Genomic DNA, 15,963 nt, shown 5'->3' with positions numbered 1-15,963 from the left:
AATGGATAGATTTTTTATAAGACAGGAAATATCCCAATCAACTTTCATAGAGAATCAAGAGGATGTAAAGCATATATCGAAAGTATTAAGGCTTAGAGTAAATGACAAAATAGAGGTTGTAGATTCTAACGAAAAGGAATATCTATGCGAAATTATTGCCATTTCAAAAGACAGTGTTGAGTATAAGGTGATTGAAGAAGTGGCAATAAAAAGAGAACTAGGAGTTCAGATTAAAGTATATCAAGGAGTTCCTAAGGGTCAAAAACTGGATTTAATCGCTCAAAAGCTAACGGAAATAGGAGTATATTCTATTACCCCTGTTGAATTTAAGCGCTGCGTTAGCTCCATAAAAGAAGAAAAAGAAGATAAAAAAATTGCAAGGCTTCAAAGAATTATTTATGAGGCCGCCAAGCAAAGCAAAAGAAATCACATACCTAAGATAGAAAGTCCGATGACTTTTAAAGAACTCGTCAAAGAATTAAAAAGCAATACCATAAATATTGTTTTCTATGAGTGTGAAGAAGAAAATAATTTAAAATCTTACTTTGCTTCACTAGCTTTATCAGACATAGAAAGTATTGGAGTAATAGTAGGCCCTGAAGGTGGAATAACTCCTGAGGAAATAGAATTACTAGAATCAAATGGATGTAAGGTGCTGACTTTAGGTGCTAGAATACTTAGAACAGAAACAGCAGCAGTGGTTGCTAGTGCTATAATAGCATATGAAGCTGAAAATATACAAACATAGTAAGAATCTAACTGGTTATAAAAAGTGAGATTGCTAATGGAAATAGGAAACCTAGTTATATTCACAATAATTTTGTAAAATCAATGATGCTTTTAAAGTTCGTAGTCTAGCTTGATTAGACCTTAGGCTTTAAAAGCATTTTTGCTTTTTAAATTTCTATAATATACTTTTTTTATCTTGTTTTTTATGATAGAATCTTTTCTTGAATTATTAATAGGAGGAAGATTATGTTAAAACCTAAAGTGCAGTTGTCCTTATTGGCAGAGGATTTTTATAATAGATATCAAAGACATAAGCAAGTAGCATTTTTTACACTTGGCTGTAAAGTTAATCAATATGAGACAGATGCTATGGAGCATCTTTTTAGAGATGCAGGATATGAAGTAACGGATTTTGAAAGCTTTGCAGATGTATATGTGATTAATACTTGTACAGTAACCTCTATGTCTGATAAAAAATCAAGACAAATGATTAGAAGAGCAAAAAAACATAATGAAAATGCAATAATTGCCGTTGTAGGGTGTTATTCTCAAAAATCACCGGATGAAGTAATCGCTATCGAGGGCGTTAATCTTGTCATGGGAACTAGCGATAGAAACAAGATAGTTACAGAAGTAGAGAAGCTAGATGTGAAGGATCATGTTATTGAAGTAGAAGATATAATGAAGCAAAGAGTATTTGAAGCTCTTTCTATAGAAGAGACTTATGGAAAGACTAGAGCATTTTTGAAAATTCAAGAGGGCTGTGATAGATTTTGTAGTTATTGTATTATTCCATATACAAGAGGACCAGTAAGAAGTAGGCCGATTAACGATATAATTTCTGAGGTGAAATCTCTTGCGAAAAATGGATATAAGGAAGTTGTATTAACAGGAATCCATGTAGCTTCTTATGGCAAGGATTTGGGTGATATAAGGCTAATAGATGTAATAAAAGCAATTAATGATATAGATGGGATACATAGAATAAGAACTAGCTCAGTGGAGCCTCTTATTATAACGGATGATTTTTTAAGTGAGCTTAAAGAAGTTGATAAATTCTGTCCGCATTTTCATTTATCTCTTCAAAGTGGAAGCGATAGTGTGCTTGAGAGAATGAACAGACGCTATGATAAAGCAGAGTATAAATCGGCTGTCGATAAAATTAGAAAAATTTATCCTGATGCTGCGATTACTACAGATATAATAGTTGGATTTCCAGGAGAAAGTGATGCTGAGTTTGAAGAAACAAGAGCATACTTAGAGGATATAAATCTTTATGAGATGCATATATTCAAATTCTCACCTAGAGAAGGAACTAAAGCTGCAGCTATGGACAATCAAGTTAAGCCAGAGATTAAAAATCATAGAAGCGAAGTGCTTATTGAGCTTGCAGAAAAAAATAAGCTCGAGTTTGAAGAAAAGCTAGTTGGCAAAGAGGTTGAAGTACTTTTTGAGTCATCTGAAAATGGTATCTATGAAGGACATACAATGAATTACGTAAAAGTTCATGTGCAATCAGACATGGATTTAATTGGCGAGATAGCTCGAGTAAATATTGATAGACTAGAGAATAAAAAAATATATGGAAAAATAATACAAAATGAGATTTAATATTATGAAAATTCTAATTAATGAGGTATAATAGTGTAGATATATACATAGATTAGCTAGGGGGTGTTATAATGTCAGATTGTATTTTTTGCTCTATAGTAAATGGCGATATCCCATCAAATAAAGTTTATGAAGATGATGAAATATTAGCGTTCAGAGACATAGCTCCTGAAGCTCCCGTACATATTGTTATAGTTCCAAAATTGCACGTGGCTAATATTTTAGATTTGGATGAGTCAAGTGATTTAGGACAAAAGATGCTAAAGGTAGCATCAAAAATCGCCAAAGATGAGGGAATTGCTGAGTCAGGATTTAGGATTGTAAACAATTGTAATGCTGATGGAGGGCAGACAGTTTTCCATTTACATTTTCATTTATTAGGGGGAAGAAATCTTAAGTGGCCTCCAGGTTAAAAAACTCTTGAAATAATAGTGATTTCAGTTTATAATGATTTAGTATCAATGCCCAGCCAATAAATAGATTGACAACTCCATATTATCGTAACAGTGTTAGTAATGGAGGGGAGGGATAAGGAAATGGCAACAGAAGTAAAAGTTAAAGAGAATGAATCATTAGACAGCGCTCTTAAGAGATTTAAGCGTCAATGCGCTCTTTCAGGTGTAATGTCTGAAGTTAGAAAGAGAGAGCATTACGACAAGCCGAGTGTTAAGAGAAAGAAAAAAGCTGAGGCAGCGAGGAAAAAGAAAAGATAAATAGAGGTGAATGTTATGACTCTTAAGGACAAACTTATGGATGACCTTAAAGAATCCATGAAAAATAAAGAACAAGTAAGAAAGTCAGTGGTTACCCTTATTCGTTCTGCTGTAAAACAAAAGGAAGTGGATGAAAGAGTCGAACTCTCTGATGAAGATGTTTTAGCAATTATAGCCAAACAAGTTAAGCAGAGAAAAGATGCACTTGAAGAATTTAAAAAAGCGCAAAGAGAAGATTTAATCCTGCAGACAGAGCAAGAGATAGACATTCTTACGCAGTATCTTCCAAAACAGCTTACAGATGATGAGCTGGAGTCTATTATTCAAGAAATAATCAATCAAATTGGCGCATCAACAATGAAAGATATGGGCAAAATCATGGGCTTGGCTACGCCAAAAGTGCAAGGCAGAGCTGATGGAAAAAGAATCAACGAAATAGCTAAGAAATTCCTTAATTAACGCATACTAAGAGGCCTTTGGCCTCTTTTTTATATAACAATATTGTGAATATAGTAAGTTTTTTAGAAGCCATGAGCAAGTCTATTGATTTAATGGGTAGAGTTATTATTATCGCTTTTTAATTTCTGAGCATAGAAGGTGAAAAGGCTATGGAACAAAGCAGTATAATCGATAATAAATCTAAGCAATCTATAAAACAAAGAATAATAGCTAATAAAGAAGGGATAATAGTTTGGGGAGCTCTTGTAATTAATATGATTTTGGTATTTATACAAAGATTATATATAGGGGTTATGCCTGATTATTTAATGCAAAGGCTTAACATGGATATAAGTCAGCTCTCATTTTTGACATCGGCAGCATTTTATGGATATGCTGTATTTCAGATTCCATCTGGTATATTAATTGATAAAGTAGGAGTTAGAACCTTGAATATTTGGGGAGGGTTGTTGACTCTTCTGGGATCCATATTATTTAGTCTAACCAATAGTTATTATTTGGCATGGATAGCGAGATTTTTTATAGGTGCAGGAACCTCTGTTGTAATAATATCTATTATGAAGGTTCAGGCATTGTGGTTTAAGCCAATTTATTTTTCTCAGCTTTCGGCACTTATGGCACTGATTTCTAATTTAGGAATGTTTGCAGGGACTTTACCTTTGGCTGTATTAATAAAATTTACAGGAGCTCAAACTACTCTGTACATAATTTCGATACTTAGCTTATTAGGACTTATTTTAGTTTTATTTTTTGTAAGAGAAAAAAAAGAAAAAAATGAAGAGCTTGATGTGAGTAATATACATAAGGCTAGAGGTTTTTCTCAAGCGATAAAAGAGGTTTTGACAACTAGGGGAACCTATCCATCGATGTTAATAATCTTTTTTTTCATATCTACTATGACATCTATGATGGGACTTTGGGCAGTCAACTATCTTACAAGCGTATATGATATGAGTAAGATAGCAGCTTCAGGCTATGTTGTTTTCTTTACATTTGGATTTATTGCAGGCTCGCCTGTAATGTCACTATCAGATAGGCTGTTAAAAGGCAATTATAAGAAAAGCTTATTGTTTTTTACAGGAACATATTTTTTACTGTGGTTTTATTTTTTAATAATAAAAGCAGGAAAGCCTCCTGTAAATCAAATACCAGTTATATTTTTCTTGATGGGAATTGCAGTTATGGTTCATATTTTAGCATTTACAGCTTCAAAGGATGCAAATAAAATTGAAAATGCAGGAGTTGCTACTTCTGTAGTAAACACCATGGAATTTATAGGAAGCGGAATTATAAATTTTTTAATCGCGCTTAATCTACAAAGAGGCGTCCCTACAGAAAAAGCATTCTTAATAATACTTGTATTTTCTGCAGGGGCATTTATAGTTTCACTTTTTGTCAGATTTGACAATCAAGCTAATTCCTAGAATTATAAGTAGAATTGGCCAGAATTTATCAATGAACAAAAACAAGTTAAAGTGAAATAGGTTTAGGTTATCCCCTAAAAGAACGAGTCCGGATAAACAAACTAGGGAATTGAAGATTATATTTTTTGATCCACTAGGTCTCAGAAGGCCGTCTATGCCTAGGTAAATGATTATAAGCGGCCAGTAAATTCTAACGAGCTGCCAGGGAGTATGAGAAATATAACCTAAGCTGTTCAAAAATAATAATATACCTAACGTAATCAGCAGTAATCCTGATATTTTAGAAAAAGATTTCATTTGAGTAGCCTCCAGTTTTACTAGTTTTACTTATCTATTTCTATTATAACAATGATTAGTTTAAAAAAAATTACAAATTTTTTATAAATTAATGTTTAAAATAATATTTAAATGGTAAATATAAAATAAGAAGGATGAAAGTCCTTCTTTAAATACAGAAACTTTATTACACCGTATTGTTTACAACAGTTTCACAATTTCTAAATATATGATTTATCTTTTTAATTTTTAAGATAATCATATAAATAGAAAAAGATTTAAATCTTTAAAGTATGGTTTTAGGTTTGAAGTGTGAGTATTGAGAATTTAGGATTTTGAAAGATTTAAATCAATTTTTTAGAAACAAAATGTAAGAGTAAGAAAGTTTCAAAGCAACAAATTTTTAAATTGAAACAAGCTTTAAGAGTTTCAAATGAAACAAAGAGAAACAAAGAAGAACCAATGAAACAAATTTAAGAAGCAAGATTTAAAAGTTGAGTTTCAAATTTAGTTTTAAGTTTTAAGAGTGTTTCAAAAAGTTTCGATGATTCAAAGTTTCAAAGTTTCAAAGTTTCAAAGATTTAAAAAACCTTAGTAACAAAAAGTTTAAAAGAAAGAATTTTAGAAGTTTTGCTTGAGAACCATTTTAGAAATGTTTTTCACCCAAATGAATAAAATTTAAGAGGTAGTTAATGGATCAAAGTTTTCTAAACAATACGGATGGAACTAAAGTTTCAAAATGAGACCGGTTATAGTAGATAATTTACTTTAACCGGTCTTATATTTTTTGTTTATTGTATTTAGATTGTAATAAATTAACAGTTTAAATGGTATATACTTAATATAAAACAAAACGCTCAAAGCATAATGAAGGGGAGGTGTATCATGAAACGTATTTTATTAATATTTGCTCTTATGTTATCTATTATTCCTAGCTTAAGCTTTGGGGCTTCTGACAATGTGTACGTTATAGAAATAAGCGGGGAAGTCAATCCTGGAATGCTCAACTATGTAAGAGAAAATATTGAAGATGCAAATAATAAAAATGCAGACTTGATTTTATTTGAGGTGGATACATTAGGAGGTAGAATTGATTCTGCAGAGAAAATTAGCCAAGAAATATTAAAATCGAAAGTGAAAACAGCTTCATATGTAAACACTAAAGCAGAATCAGCAGGAGTTTTGATTAGCATTTCAGCCAATTCGCTTTATATGGCACCGGCTTCTACTATAGGCTCGGCTGAACCAATACCGAATACTGAAAAAACTTTATCCTACTGGAAATCGCTTCTTGAAACCACAGCAGAAAAAAGAGGAAGGGATCCTAAACTAGTAGCAGCGATGGCAGATTCTTCTATAGAAATAGATAATTTAGTAGGAAAAGATAAACTGTTAAATCTTACGACAAATAAAGCAAAAGAGCTTAATTTTTCTGATGGAACTATGAACTCAAGACAAGAAATCTATGAAGATTTAGGATTAAGCGCTGTTAATGAAATTATTACAATGAGGAAACTTTCTGATAATATTATCGGATTTATATCATCATCGTTAATTAGTCAGCTTTTATTAACTTTAGGATTTGTAGGGCTCGTAGTTGAAGTTATAACACCGGGCTTTGGATTTGGAGGATTTCTTTCAATTGTTGGATTCTCATTATTTTTTGCAGGGTCTATTATTTCTGGAAGCACAACCTCATTTGCAATAATAGTATTTTTACTGGGAATAATTCTTCTGCTTGTTGAAATATTCATGCCTGGATTTGGAATATTTGGAATAGCAGGGATAGCTGGTATATTAGGAAGTATTGTAATGGCATCTACCTCAGTTAATCAAGCAATTATGTCAATTGGGATATCACTTCTTATCACAACTATAATAGTAGCTTTGATTATAAAGTATCTTCCTAAAAGGAATTTATCAAAAACCTTATTCCTTGGTACTAATTTAGATAAAGAAAATGGCTTTGTTTCATCGAAAGAAGATACCTCTTATATTGGTATGACTGCAAAAACTCTAACCTATTTAAGACCTTCGGGAAAAATTGACATAGATGGAAAAATGTTAGATGCTATTTCTGAAGGCAGGTATATAGAAAAAGATAAAATTGTGGTAGTATTAAGTGTAGAAGGCAGTAGACTTAAAGTAAAAGAAAAGGAAGGTGAATAACATGGATTTAGCACCATTGATTTCAATTGTAGTAATTTTTGTATTAATAATTTTCTTACTATCTATGTTTTTAAGCTTTGTTCCCCTAGGACTATGGGTTACAGCTCTATTTTCTGGAGTAAAGGTATCAATTATGACTCTTGTAGGGATGAGATTTAGAAGAGTTCAACCTATTAAGATAGTAAATCCTATGATTAAAGCAACTAAGGCTGGATTAAATCTATCTATTGATAAGCTAGAGGCTCACTATCTTGCTGGAGGAGATGTAAATTCAGTAGTAGATGCACTTATAGCAGCTCAAAGAGCAAATATAAACTTAGAATTTGAGCAGGCTGCGGCTATTGACTTAGCAGGAAGAGATGTTCTTGAAGCTGTTCAGGTTTCTGTTAATCCAAAGGTGATAGAGACACCTATTATTTCAGCTGTTGCAAAAGATGGTATTGAGGTGAAAGTTAAGGCTAGAGTTACTGTAAGGGCTAATATAGAAAGACTTGTTGGTGGAGCTGGTGAAGAAACTATAATTGCCAGAGTTGGCGAAGGTGTAGTTACTACAGTAGGTAGCTCTACAAATCATAAAGAGGTATTAGAAAATCCAGATAAAATATCCAAAACAGTTCTTGATAAAGGACTTGATTCAGGAACGGCATTTGAAATTTTGTCTATAGATATTGCAGATATAGATATCGGAAGAAATATAGGAGCTCAACTTCAAACTGATCAGGCTGAAGCTGATAAGAAAATAGCTCAGGCAAAAGCAGAGGAAAGAAGAGCTATGGCTATAGCTCAAGAACAAGAAATGAAAGCTACTGTGGTTCAAATGCAAGCTAAGCTAGTTGAATCGGAGTCAGAAGTTCCGCTAGCTATTGCTGAAGCGTTCAAAAATGGAAAATTAGGCATAATGGATTATTATAATATGAAAAATATTATGGCAGATACTCAAATGAGGGAATCCATAGCAAACAGTGAAGAAAGAGACCAAGAGCACGCTGAGTCTGATAAACATAAAAAGTAATAATAAATATACTTGCTGCATGATTATGTGGCAAGTATATTCTCTATTGTGAATTAAGCTTTAATCAAGAGAGGTGACAAAATGGATGGTTTGATAAGTTTGATTATTTTTTTTATAATTTCTTCGATTTTTTCAGGGAAAAAAAATGAAAAAAAGAAGTCAATTAAACAGAAAAATAATCAAAATATGAATGAAACAGCCTCAAATAACTCTCAGCGGATGGAAGATATTTGGAATGAAATGAAAACAGGACCAGCTAAAGACTTAATATCTATGGACAAAGTTGAAAGCCTTGCTAAAAAAGCCAAATCATTAAAAAACAAATCTATTGAAGCTGAGAAAAAAAGCTTTGAGAGTAAAAAAAATAAGTCAAACACTCAGACTTTATACAAAAAAGATAATGTAAATTACGATATTTCTGTTGAAAGCAATGAAGGTAAATCTTTAAATTCTGACTATGTTTTAAGAAGCGATAGTAGCTCTTTATCATCTTCTGAAACAGCTAAGCATAAGCGAAAAAAAGATTTATTTAGAAATCAAGATGATTTAAAAAGGGCAGTAATTATGAAAGAAATTATCGACAGACCACTTAGTGTGAGAAATCTTAGGAAATTTTAAATTAGGAGGGGTATGATTGAAAATAACGTATTTGTTTCACAGTGGCTTTATGGTTGAACTTGATAACAATCTATTTATTTTCGACTATTTTAAAGATAACTGTAAGAAAAACAGATATAGAGATTGTGGTCAGCTAAAACCTGAAGATATGCCAAAAGATAAAAATGTGTATATCTTTGTATCTCATGGACATTATGACCATTACGATAAAGAAATTCTTACCTTTAATGCAGATAATGTAAATTATATTTTTTATAAAGAAATAAGAGTAAAAAATGAACAAGACAATATTTATTATATGAATCCTTATGAAACTTTGATTATTGATGATATTAATATAAAGACTTATGGCTCTACAGATGAAGGGATATCATTTTTGATATCGGCAGAATCGAAGACTATATTTCATGCAGGAGATTTAAACTGGTGGCATTGGGAAGGTGAAACGTCAGATGAAAAGGAATATGCAAAAAAAGCTTTTTTATCTGAAATAGAAAAAATAACTGAAAATAATATAGATATTGCTTTTTTTCCAGTAGATCCTAGATTGGAGCATGCATATTACATGGGTGGAGAATACTTTATTGAAAAAATCAAGCCAAAGATATTCATCCCTATGCATTTCCAAGATGTATATGATGTTACAGATAAGTTTAAAAAACATATGAGCAATAAAACAGGCATAGAAATTTTGACTATCCATGAGCGTGGAGAGATTATATATAAAGATTAAAAGGAATCTAAATTAGATTCCTTTGTTTTTTATCTCTTTAATCTTCTATTTATATCTGTTTGTCTGTCGTTAGACTGTTTAGTCCATTCTTTAAGCATATCTTCAAGGTTTAATGATTTTTCTGGCTCTTTTTTGAATGAAGGCTTATCATTTCTTTCGAAACGATCGGATTTTTCTCTGTTATCTCTAGAAAATCTTGGCTCTTTATCTGCTACTGGTTTTGGATTTGCATCTTTAATAGATAGAGAAATCTTGCCAGAATCAGGCTCAATCGATATGATTTTAACTTTGACAGTGTCTCCTTCAGATAAAGCATCACTTACTTCTTTGATGTAGTCATGAGAAATCTGAGAAATATGTACTAGACCTCTTTTATTGTCTGCAAGAGAAATAAAAGCTCCAAATGGTTTTAATTGAACCACTTTACCTTCAACTATCATACCAACTTCTAAATTATTTGACATAAACACACTCCTATAATTAATGATAGTATAATTATAGCATAAATTAACTCTAAAAAACACAAAAAGCAGGATTATAATCCTGCTTTTTGTTAAAATTAAAATAAAACTTACTTAATTCATGCATTTATCGAAGCTGTAAATTTCTATATAAATATAAATTTAGCTAGATTATATTACAGTTACATCAGCTGAATTTTCCCATAATCCGTGGATATTGCAGTAGCTAATAGCTATTAGCTTTCCAGAAGAAGGAAGCTTAACCTTTGCAATAGCTACTGGCTCAGTAAACATTTCGCCTTCTCCATGAGCCATAAAATTGTAAGTTCCAAGCTCAACTGGGAATTTAGCTCCTTCGGCTAGGAAGAAAAGCTTAAACCATGAAATATGATGCTCTAAAGTGTTTGGATGTGCTATTGCATCCCCGATTGATAATTTAATTTCAGTCAAAACATTTGCTGAAATAGATTCTGGTGCATGAATAACAGGAACGTGTTTTTCGCCTTTCCAATCACCAGTTTGTAAGTAGTTTGCTAATATAGACATTATATTACCCCCTAAATTTAAAATTGTGATTAACAGTAAGTAAAGCTTTGGGTTTTCCTTTAAGGATACATAAGCTTACTGCATTCGTGTATATTCCTACCCTATGAAAAAGACTTCTAAACATTAAGAAAGAATTCTAGGGTATTAAAAAAATAAAAAGGCAAGTGTAAAGCTTAAGTAAATAAATACTTTGCACTGCTTAGCTATGTTAATAAGTTCTTTAAAATGGTATAATAAAAAATAGGCTAAAATTGTAAAATTGATTGTTTTGCTAATATAATACAACTTACCAAGGAGGAAAATTGTTTGTTGGAACAAAAAAAACTCGAACTTCACGATGAAGCTTTTCAAAGAGAGCTATTCGGAAATTTTGATAAAAATATAAAGATGATAGAAGAGCAATTTGGCATTCATGTTGTGCTTAGAGATGGCAATGTTGTTCTTATAGGTGATAAAACTCAAGTTGAAAATGCAGAAAGATTGATGCATGATTTGTTTAAGTTAGTTCAAAAAGGTGAAAAACTTAGTCCTCAAACTATATATTATTCTATGGATTTGGTGTCCACTAAATCTGAAGAAAAGCTATCGGATTTGTCCGATGATGTAATAGTGCTTTCTGCAAAAGGAAATCCTATAAAACCTAAAACTTTAGGTCAAAAGGAATATATCTCTAATATAAGAAATAATGATATTACAGTATGTATTGGACCAGCTGGGACTGGAAAAACATATCTAGCTGTGGCTATGGCAGTAATGGCTTTTAAAAGAGAAGAAATAAGCAGAATAATACTTACAAGGCCAGCAGTAGAAGCAGGAGAGAGCTTAGGCTTTTTACCAGGAGATTTAAAGGACAAGGTAGATCCATACCTTAGACCTTTGTACGATGCTCTTTTTGATATAATGGGAGCTGACAAATTTGCAAAATACATGGAAAGAGGTATGATTGAGGTTGCTCCACTTGCCTATATGAGAGGAAGAACCTTAGACAACTCTTTTATAATTTTAGATGAGGCGCAAAATACAACTCAGGAGCAGATGAAGATGTTCCTTACAAGACTTGGCTTTGGCTCTAAAGCTGTTGTTACAGGAGATATTACCCAAATAGATTTGCCGGGTGTAAAGAAAAGTGGTTTAATTCATGCAACAGAGGTGCTAAAAGATGTAAAAGGAATAGGCATTTCAGCGCTTAATGAAAAAGACGTTGTAAGACATGAATTAGTACAAAGAATCATCAAAGCTTATGAAAAGTATGAAAAAAAGGTGGCCTTTAAAGAGCAAGAAAAACAAGCAAACAAATCAAATACTTTCAAAAATAAGCGAGGGGGACAGTAAATGCTTCAGCTTTTATTTGAAAATGATTCAAATTATATTCCAGCAAATGATTTAATAAAAATGCTCGAGAGCGTTATGCTAAAATCTCTAGAGCTTGAGGGATTTACCAAGGAAGTAGAGATTTCGCTTACCTTCACTACTGATGAGCTTATTAAAGAGATAAATAGCAAACATAGAAATATGGATAAAGCCACAGATGTGCTTTCATTTCCAATGTATGAAAAGCAAGAGCTTTCTGACATTAACACAAGCATTTCTAATTTTCCTGTTGCACTAGGGGATATTGTGGTATCAGTAGAAAGAGCATTTTCACAAGCAGAGGAATATGGACATTCATTTGAAAGGGAAATGGCATTTTTGGTTTGTCATTCCATGTTTCATCTTTTAGGCTATGACCATATGACCAAACAAGAAGAAAGCTTGATGATGGAAAAACAAAATAAGGTACTAGAAGCTCTGGGCATTAATAGATAGTAAGGAGGAGATGTCTTGGAAAAAAACACAAACCTCATAAAAACATTTAACTATGCTATTGATGGTATAATATATACTCTAAAAAGCCAAAGAAATATGAAGATTCACTATGCAATAGCAATATTGGTGTTATTTCTTACGCTTTTTTTGAACTTGAGCCGAATAGAAATTATAGCAGTGTTTTTTTCTATTTCACTTGTCATCTTGTCCGAAATGTTCAACACTGCCATAGAAAAAACTGTGGATTTAGTAACGACAGAATACAGTCCCCTTGCTAAAATAGCAAAGGATGTAGCCGCTGGAGCTGTACTTGTTTCTGCACTTAACTCTATTATGGTAGCGTATTTAGTATTCTTTGACAGATTAAATCCCTCTACCTTATCTTTATTAATCAAGATAAAAAATCAAGATGTCCATGTGACTATTATAGGTATAATTATTACTCTGCTTTTTGTCGTGGCAGGAAAAACACTTTCACCTAAGGGAAGCCATGTACAAGGTGGAGTAGTAAGTGGTCATGCAGCATTATCTTTTGCACTAGCCACATCAATAGGATATATTTCTGAAAATGCGTTAGTAGCAACTCTTTCGTTTATGCTAGCTTTATTAGTAGCTCAGAGCAGAATAGAAGGGAGAATTCACACCTTAAGAGAAGTGATTTATGGAGGAATTTTAGGAATCCTTGTTATAACACTATTGTTTAAGGTAGTTTTTTAATCAAAAGTAACTAGGAGATGATATAAATATGGATAATTTTAAATTACTTGAACTTGCAGAGCAGGCAAAAGAAAATGCCTATGTTCCATATTCAAAATTCAAGGTAGGGGCAGCTCTTCTTACAAAAAGTGGCAAGGTCTATACTGGCTGTAATGTTGAGGTAGCATCTTTTGGAGCAACAAATTGTGCTGAAAGAACTGCTATATTTAAAGCTATATCTGAAGGGGAAACTGAGTTTGAAAAAATAGCAGTGGCTTCTTCAAATGATGATGAAACTTTTCCTTGTGGTATTTGCAGACAGGTTATAGTGGAGTTTAGCAAGGATTTAAAAATAATACTAGGAAGCACAAGTAAAAATATAATAAAAGAATACACTATAGATGATTTGCTACCGCATTCATTTACAAGTGATGATTTATAAAAAAGGATGGTATGATGAAAAATAACTCAAGTAAAAAGAATTTTAAATCTGGATTTGTAAGTATTATAGGAAGGCCTAATGTAGGGAAATCTACATTGATGAACTCTCTAGTCGGAGAAAAAATTGCTATCATGAGCGATAAACCTCAAACTACTAGAAATCAAATCAGGGCTATTTATAACGATGATGAAATGCAGATAGTATTTATGGATACACCAGGAATCCAAAAGCCCCAAAACAGACTAGGCGATTATATGCTCAAGGTCTCACATTCATCTATGAGAGATACTGATGTAATATTATTTGTGGTGGATGATTCAAAATCTATAGGCAAAAAAGATTCAGATATAATTGAAACCTTAAAAACAAACAAATCAAAAAAAATACTAGCTATAAATAAAATAGATAAGCTTTCAAAGGAAGAACTGATGGTCCTTATCAACATGTATTCAAAAATAGGCATATTTGATGAGATAGTACCAGTATCTGCTCTTAAGGGAACTAATAACGACACCTTAATAAAAGTGCTTGCAAAGTATATGGAAGCTGGACCTCTTTATTTTCCAGTAGATATGATTACTGACCAGCCTGAGAAGGTTCTAGTTTCAGAAATAATAAGAGAAAAGCTGCTTATGTATACTGATCAAGAAATTCCTCATGGAATAGCAGTTGATATAGAAGCGATGAAAAAGCGTAAGGATAAGGATATAATTGATATTTCTGCTGTGATTTATTGCGAAAGAGAATCTCATAAGAAAATAATAATTGGAAGTCAGGGAAGAAAAATTAAAGGAATAGGCAAGGCTGCAAGAGAAGAATTAGAGATGATTCTTGGGAGTAAAATATTTTTAGAGCTTTGGGTTAAAGTTAAAGAAAACTGGAGAGATAGAGAAAACTATATTCGCTCATTTGGATACGAAGATAAGTAGGAAAAATCATGCAAATAGAAACAGAAGGTATAGTAGTAAAAACGGTTAAATATGGCGAGGCAGATACAATACTCACTATAGTGAGCCAGAAGCTAGGCAAAATTACAGTGTTTACGAAAGCTTCGAAAAGAGTGAAAAGCCCTCTTATGTCAGCTTCTCAGATATTTGCATATTCAAATTTTGTGTTAACTCACCAATCTGGTTCATATAGACTTCAAAGGGTAGAACTTATAAAAAACTATTATAAAATTTCTACTGACTTAGATAAATTTTTTTATGCCTCTTATTTTATGGAACTATCTGAAAAACTTATGATAGAACACCAAACCAATATAAAATTATTTAATTTATTAAAAGATACACTAGATATACTGCTGGAGCTAGATACTCAAAAGCTAGAGCTTATGCGAATCATTTATGAATTAAAGATTTTAGAGTGCTCAGGTTTTAAACCTGAAGTTTTAAAGTGTGCAAATTGTGGTATCATACAGTTAGAGCGTTCTAGATATTTCAGTATAATTGAAGGTGGAATTATCTGTAAGGATTGCAGTAGTAAAGTAAAGCCTTTGATGGAGTTTGATAAGACAACCATCAGATTTGTAGAGTATGTATATTCTAATGACATGAGCTTAGCTGTAAATGCAAAGGTGTCAAAAATCATACTCGCTGAACTAAAACGACTGCTACATCATTATATTGAAGAATATCTAGGGACATTAAATTTAAAATCTATAAATTTTATTGATAATTATTAAGGAGGTTTTAAAATGGTAACATTAGAAAAAATTGATCAAGTTGTAGACAGAACAGGTGTGACATATGAGCAGGCAAGAGATGCGCTTAATGCTTGTGAAGGCGATGTTATAGATGCTATCATCTATTTAGAAAAAAGCCAACACAGTTTTATGGAAAATATCAACATCAAAAGCAGTGAAGTTACAGACACACTAAAAGACCTTCTTAAAAAAGGCAATGTAACAAGAGTTCTAGTGGAAAAAGACGGAGAGGTTTTACTTAATCTTCCAGTTACTGTAGGCGCTATTGGACTTGTTATGGCTCCGGTTGTTGCTATGATAGGAGTAGGAGCAGCTTTTGTAACTAAATATACTATTAAGATAGTAAAGGAAGACGGAGAAGAAATAGATGTAAATAAAATGACAGAAGAAAAAGTTGCTGAAGTAAAGAAAATGGTAGATGAAAAAATGGGTAAAAAAGATTCTGCTGATGTGACTGAAGAAGTAATAAAAGAAGAAGAGGAAAATAAAGAAATTTAATTTCATAATCTTATACTTTGCAAAAAGACCTTATTCTAGTGAGATAGGGTCTTTTTTGCATGCAA

General features: G+C 32.1%; 20 protein-coding genes. 17 read left to right on the top strand and 3 right to left on the bottom strand.

Annotated elements, in window-relative coordinates:
* The first annotated feature begins 1 nt into the window (after position 1).
* From B5X47_RS01690 to B5X47_RS01665, 6 genes are all read left to right on the top strand, one after another.
* A complete protein-coding gene (locus tag B5X47_RS01690) occupies positions 2-748 on the top strand; it encodes a 16S rRNA (uracil(1498)-N(3))-methyltransferase (protein WP_079588492.1) in 747 nt (248 codons plus the stop codon).
* A 227-nt stretch (positions 749-975) separates the two neighbouring features.
* Positions 976-2,340 (top strand): tRNA (N(6)-L-threonylcarbamoyladenosine(37)-C(2))-methylthiotransferase MtaB, encoded by a 1,365-nt coding sequence (gene mtaB / locus B5X47_RS01685; RefSeq protein ID WP_242950981.1) that lies wholly within the window; start codon positions 976-978, stop codon positions 2,338-2,340.
* Between the two features lie 71 nt (positions 2,341-2,411).
* Positions 2,412-2,753, top strand: coding sequence for a histidine triad nucleotide-binding protein (locus B5X47_RS01680; protein WP_079588491.1), 342 nt, complete (start codon positions 2,412-2,414; stop codon positions 2,751-2,753).
* Between the two features lie 123 nt (positions 2,754-2,876).
* Entirely contained in the window at positions 2,877-3,053 is a 177-nt protein-coding gene (gene rpsU, locus B5X47_RS01675) for a 30S ribosomal protein S21 (protein ID WP_005367905.1), read from the top strand.
* 15 nt (positions 3,054-3,068) lie between these two features.
* Entirely contained in the window at positions 3,069-3,512 is a 444-nt protein-coding gene (locus tag B5X47_RS01670; RefSeq protein ID WP_079588490.1) for a GatB/YqeY domain-containing protein, read from the top strand.
* Positions 3,513-3,661: 149 nt separating this feature from the next.
* Positions 3,662-4,936 (top strand): MFS transporter, encoded by a 1,275-nt coding sequence (locus B5X47_RS01665; RefSeq protein ID WP_079588489.1) that lies wholly within the window; start codon positions 3,662-3,664, stop codon positions 4,934-4,936.
* Here the strand turns inward: B5X47_RS01665 and B5X47_RS14070 are convergent.
* On the bottom strand, positions 4,898-5,233 hold the full coding sequence (locus B5X47_RS14070) for a LiaI-LiaF-like domain-containing protein (protein WP_079588488.1): 336 nt from the start codon (positions 5,231-5,233) through the stop codon (positions 4,898-4,900). The genes B5X47_RS01665 and B5X47_RS14070 overlap by 39 nt on opposite strands.
* Before the next feature lie 864 nt (positions 5,234-6,097).
* Here B5X47_RS14070 and B5X47_RS01655 point away from each other — a divergent pair.
* The 4 genes from B5X47_RS01655 (at position 6,098) to B5X47_RS01640 (ending at position 9,744) form a co-directional block, all read left to right on the top strand.
* Entirely contained in the window at positions 6,098-7,381 is a 1,284-nt protein-coding gene (locus B5X47_RS01655) for an NfeD family protein (protein WP_159446365.1), read from the top strand.
* 1 nt (position 7,382) lies between these two features.
* The gene (gene floA, locus B5X47_RS01650) at positions 7,383-8,393 is read left to right on the top strand and encodes a flotillin-like protein FloA (protein WP_013361996.1); all 1,011 of its coding nucleotides are present in this window, start codon (positions 7,383-7,385) and stop codon (positions 8,391-8,393) included.
* Between the two features lie 81 nt (positions 8,394-8,474).
* A complete protein-coding gene (locus B5X47_RS01645; RefSeq protein ID WP_079588486.1) occupies positions 8,475-9,011 on the top strand; it encodes a hypothetical protein in 537 nt (178 codons plus the stop codon).
* A gap of 16 nt (positions 9,012-9,027) precedes the next feature.
* Positions 9,028-9,744: an MBL fold metallo-hydrolase gene (locus tag B5X47_RS01640; RefSeq protein WP_079588485.1), complete on the top strand. Its 717-nt coding sequence runs from the start codon at positions 9,028-9,030 to the stop codon at positions 9,742-9,744.
* 29 nt (positions 9,745-9,773) lie between these two features.
* Here B5X47_RS01640 and B5X47_RS01635 read toward each other — a convergent pair whose 3' ends face one another.
* Both B5X47_RS01635 and B5X47_RS01630 read right to left on the bottom strand, forming a co-directional pair.
* Positions 9,774-10,208, bottom strand: a complete 435-nt coding sequence (locus tag B5X47_RS01635; protein ID WP_079588484.1) for a S1 RNA-binding domain-containing protein — start codon at positions 10,206-10,208, stop codon at positions 9,774-9,776.
* A 168-nt stretch (positions 10,209-10,376) separates the two neighbouring features.
* A complete protein-coding gene (locus tag B5X47_RS01630) occupies positions 10,377-10,751 on the bottom strand; it encodes a class II SORL domain-containing protein (RefSeq protein ID WP_013361992.1) in 375 nt (124 codons plus the stop codon).
* Between the two features lie 306 nt (positions 10,752-11,057).
* On the opposite strand from B5X47_RS01630, the gene B5X47_RS01625 reads away from it, so the two are divergent.
* The 7 genes from B5X47_RS01625 to B5X47_RS01595 are packed head-to-tail and all read left to right on the top strand — an operon-like array spanning position 11,058 to position 15,898.
* Positions 11,058-12,083, top strand: a complete 1,026-nt coding sequence (locus B5X47_RS01625; protein WP_079588483.1) for a PhoH family protein — start codon at positions 11,058-11,060, stop codon at positions 12,081-12,083.
* Positions 12,084-12,557, top strand: coding sequence for an rRNA maturation RNase YbeY (ybeY, locus tag B5X47_RS01620; protein WP_079588482.1), 474 nt, complete (start codon positions 12,084-12,086; stop codon positions 12,555-12,557). It begins immediately after the preceding gene.
* 15 nt (positions 12,558-12,572) lie between these two features.
* Positions 12,573-13,274, top strand: coding sequence for a diacylglycerol kinase (locus B5X47_RS01615; protein ID WP_079588481.1), 702 nt, complete (start codon positions 12,573-12,575; stop codon positions 13,272-13,274).
* A 28-nt stretch (positions 13,275-13,302) separates the two neighbouring features.
* Positions 13,303-13,695, top strand: coding sequence for a cytidine deaminase (gene cdd / locus B5X47_RS01610; protein ID WP_079588480.1), 393 nt, complete (start codon positions 13,303-13,305; stop codon positions 13,693-13,695).
* 11 nt (positions 13,696-13,706) lie between these two features.
* Positions 13,707-14,624: a GTPase Era gene (gene era / locus B5X47_RS01605; protein ID WP_079588479.1), complete on the top strand. Its 918-nt coding sequence runs from the start codon at positions 13,707-13,709 to the stop codon at positions 14,622-14,624.
* Positions 14,625-14,632: 8 nt separating this feature from the next.
* Positions 14,633-15,379 carry a DNA repair protein RecO gene (gene recO / locus B5X47_RS01600; RefSeq protein ID WP_079588478.1) on the top strand — a complete coding sequence of 249 codons (747 nt, stop codon included), beginning with the start codon at positions 14,633-14,635 and terminating at the stop codon, positions 15,377-15,379.
* Between the two features lie 12 nt (positions 15,380-15,391).
* Positions 15,392-15,898, top strand: coding sequence for a DUF4342 domain-containing protein (locus tag B5X47_RS01595; RefSeq protein WP_079588477.1), 507 nt, complete (start codon positions 15,392-15,394; stop codon positions 15,896-15,898).
* The last annotated feature ends 65 nt before the right edge of the window (positions 15,899-15,963 follow it).

The organism is Acetoanaerobium noterae, assembly GCF_900168025.1.
In the GTDB taxonomy this organism is placed as follows: Bacteria; Bacillota; Clostridia; order Peptostreptococcales; family Filifactoraceae; genus Acetoanaerobium; species Acetoanaerobium noterae.
This window is presented reverse-complemented; position numbering and strand designations above follow the sequence as displayed.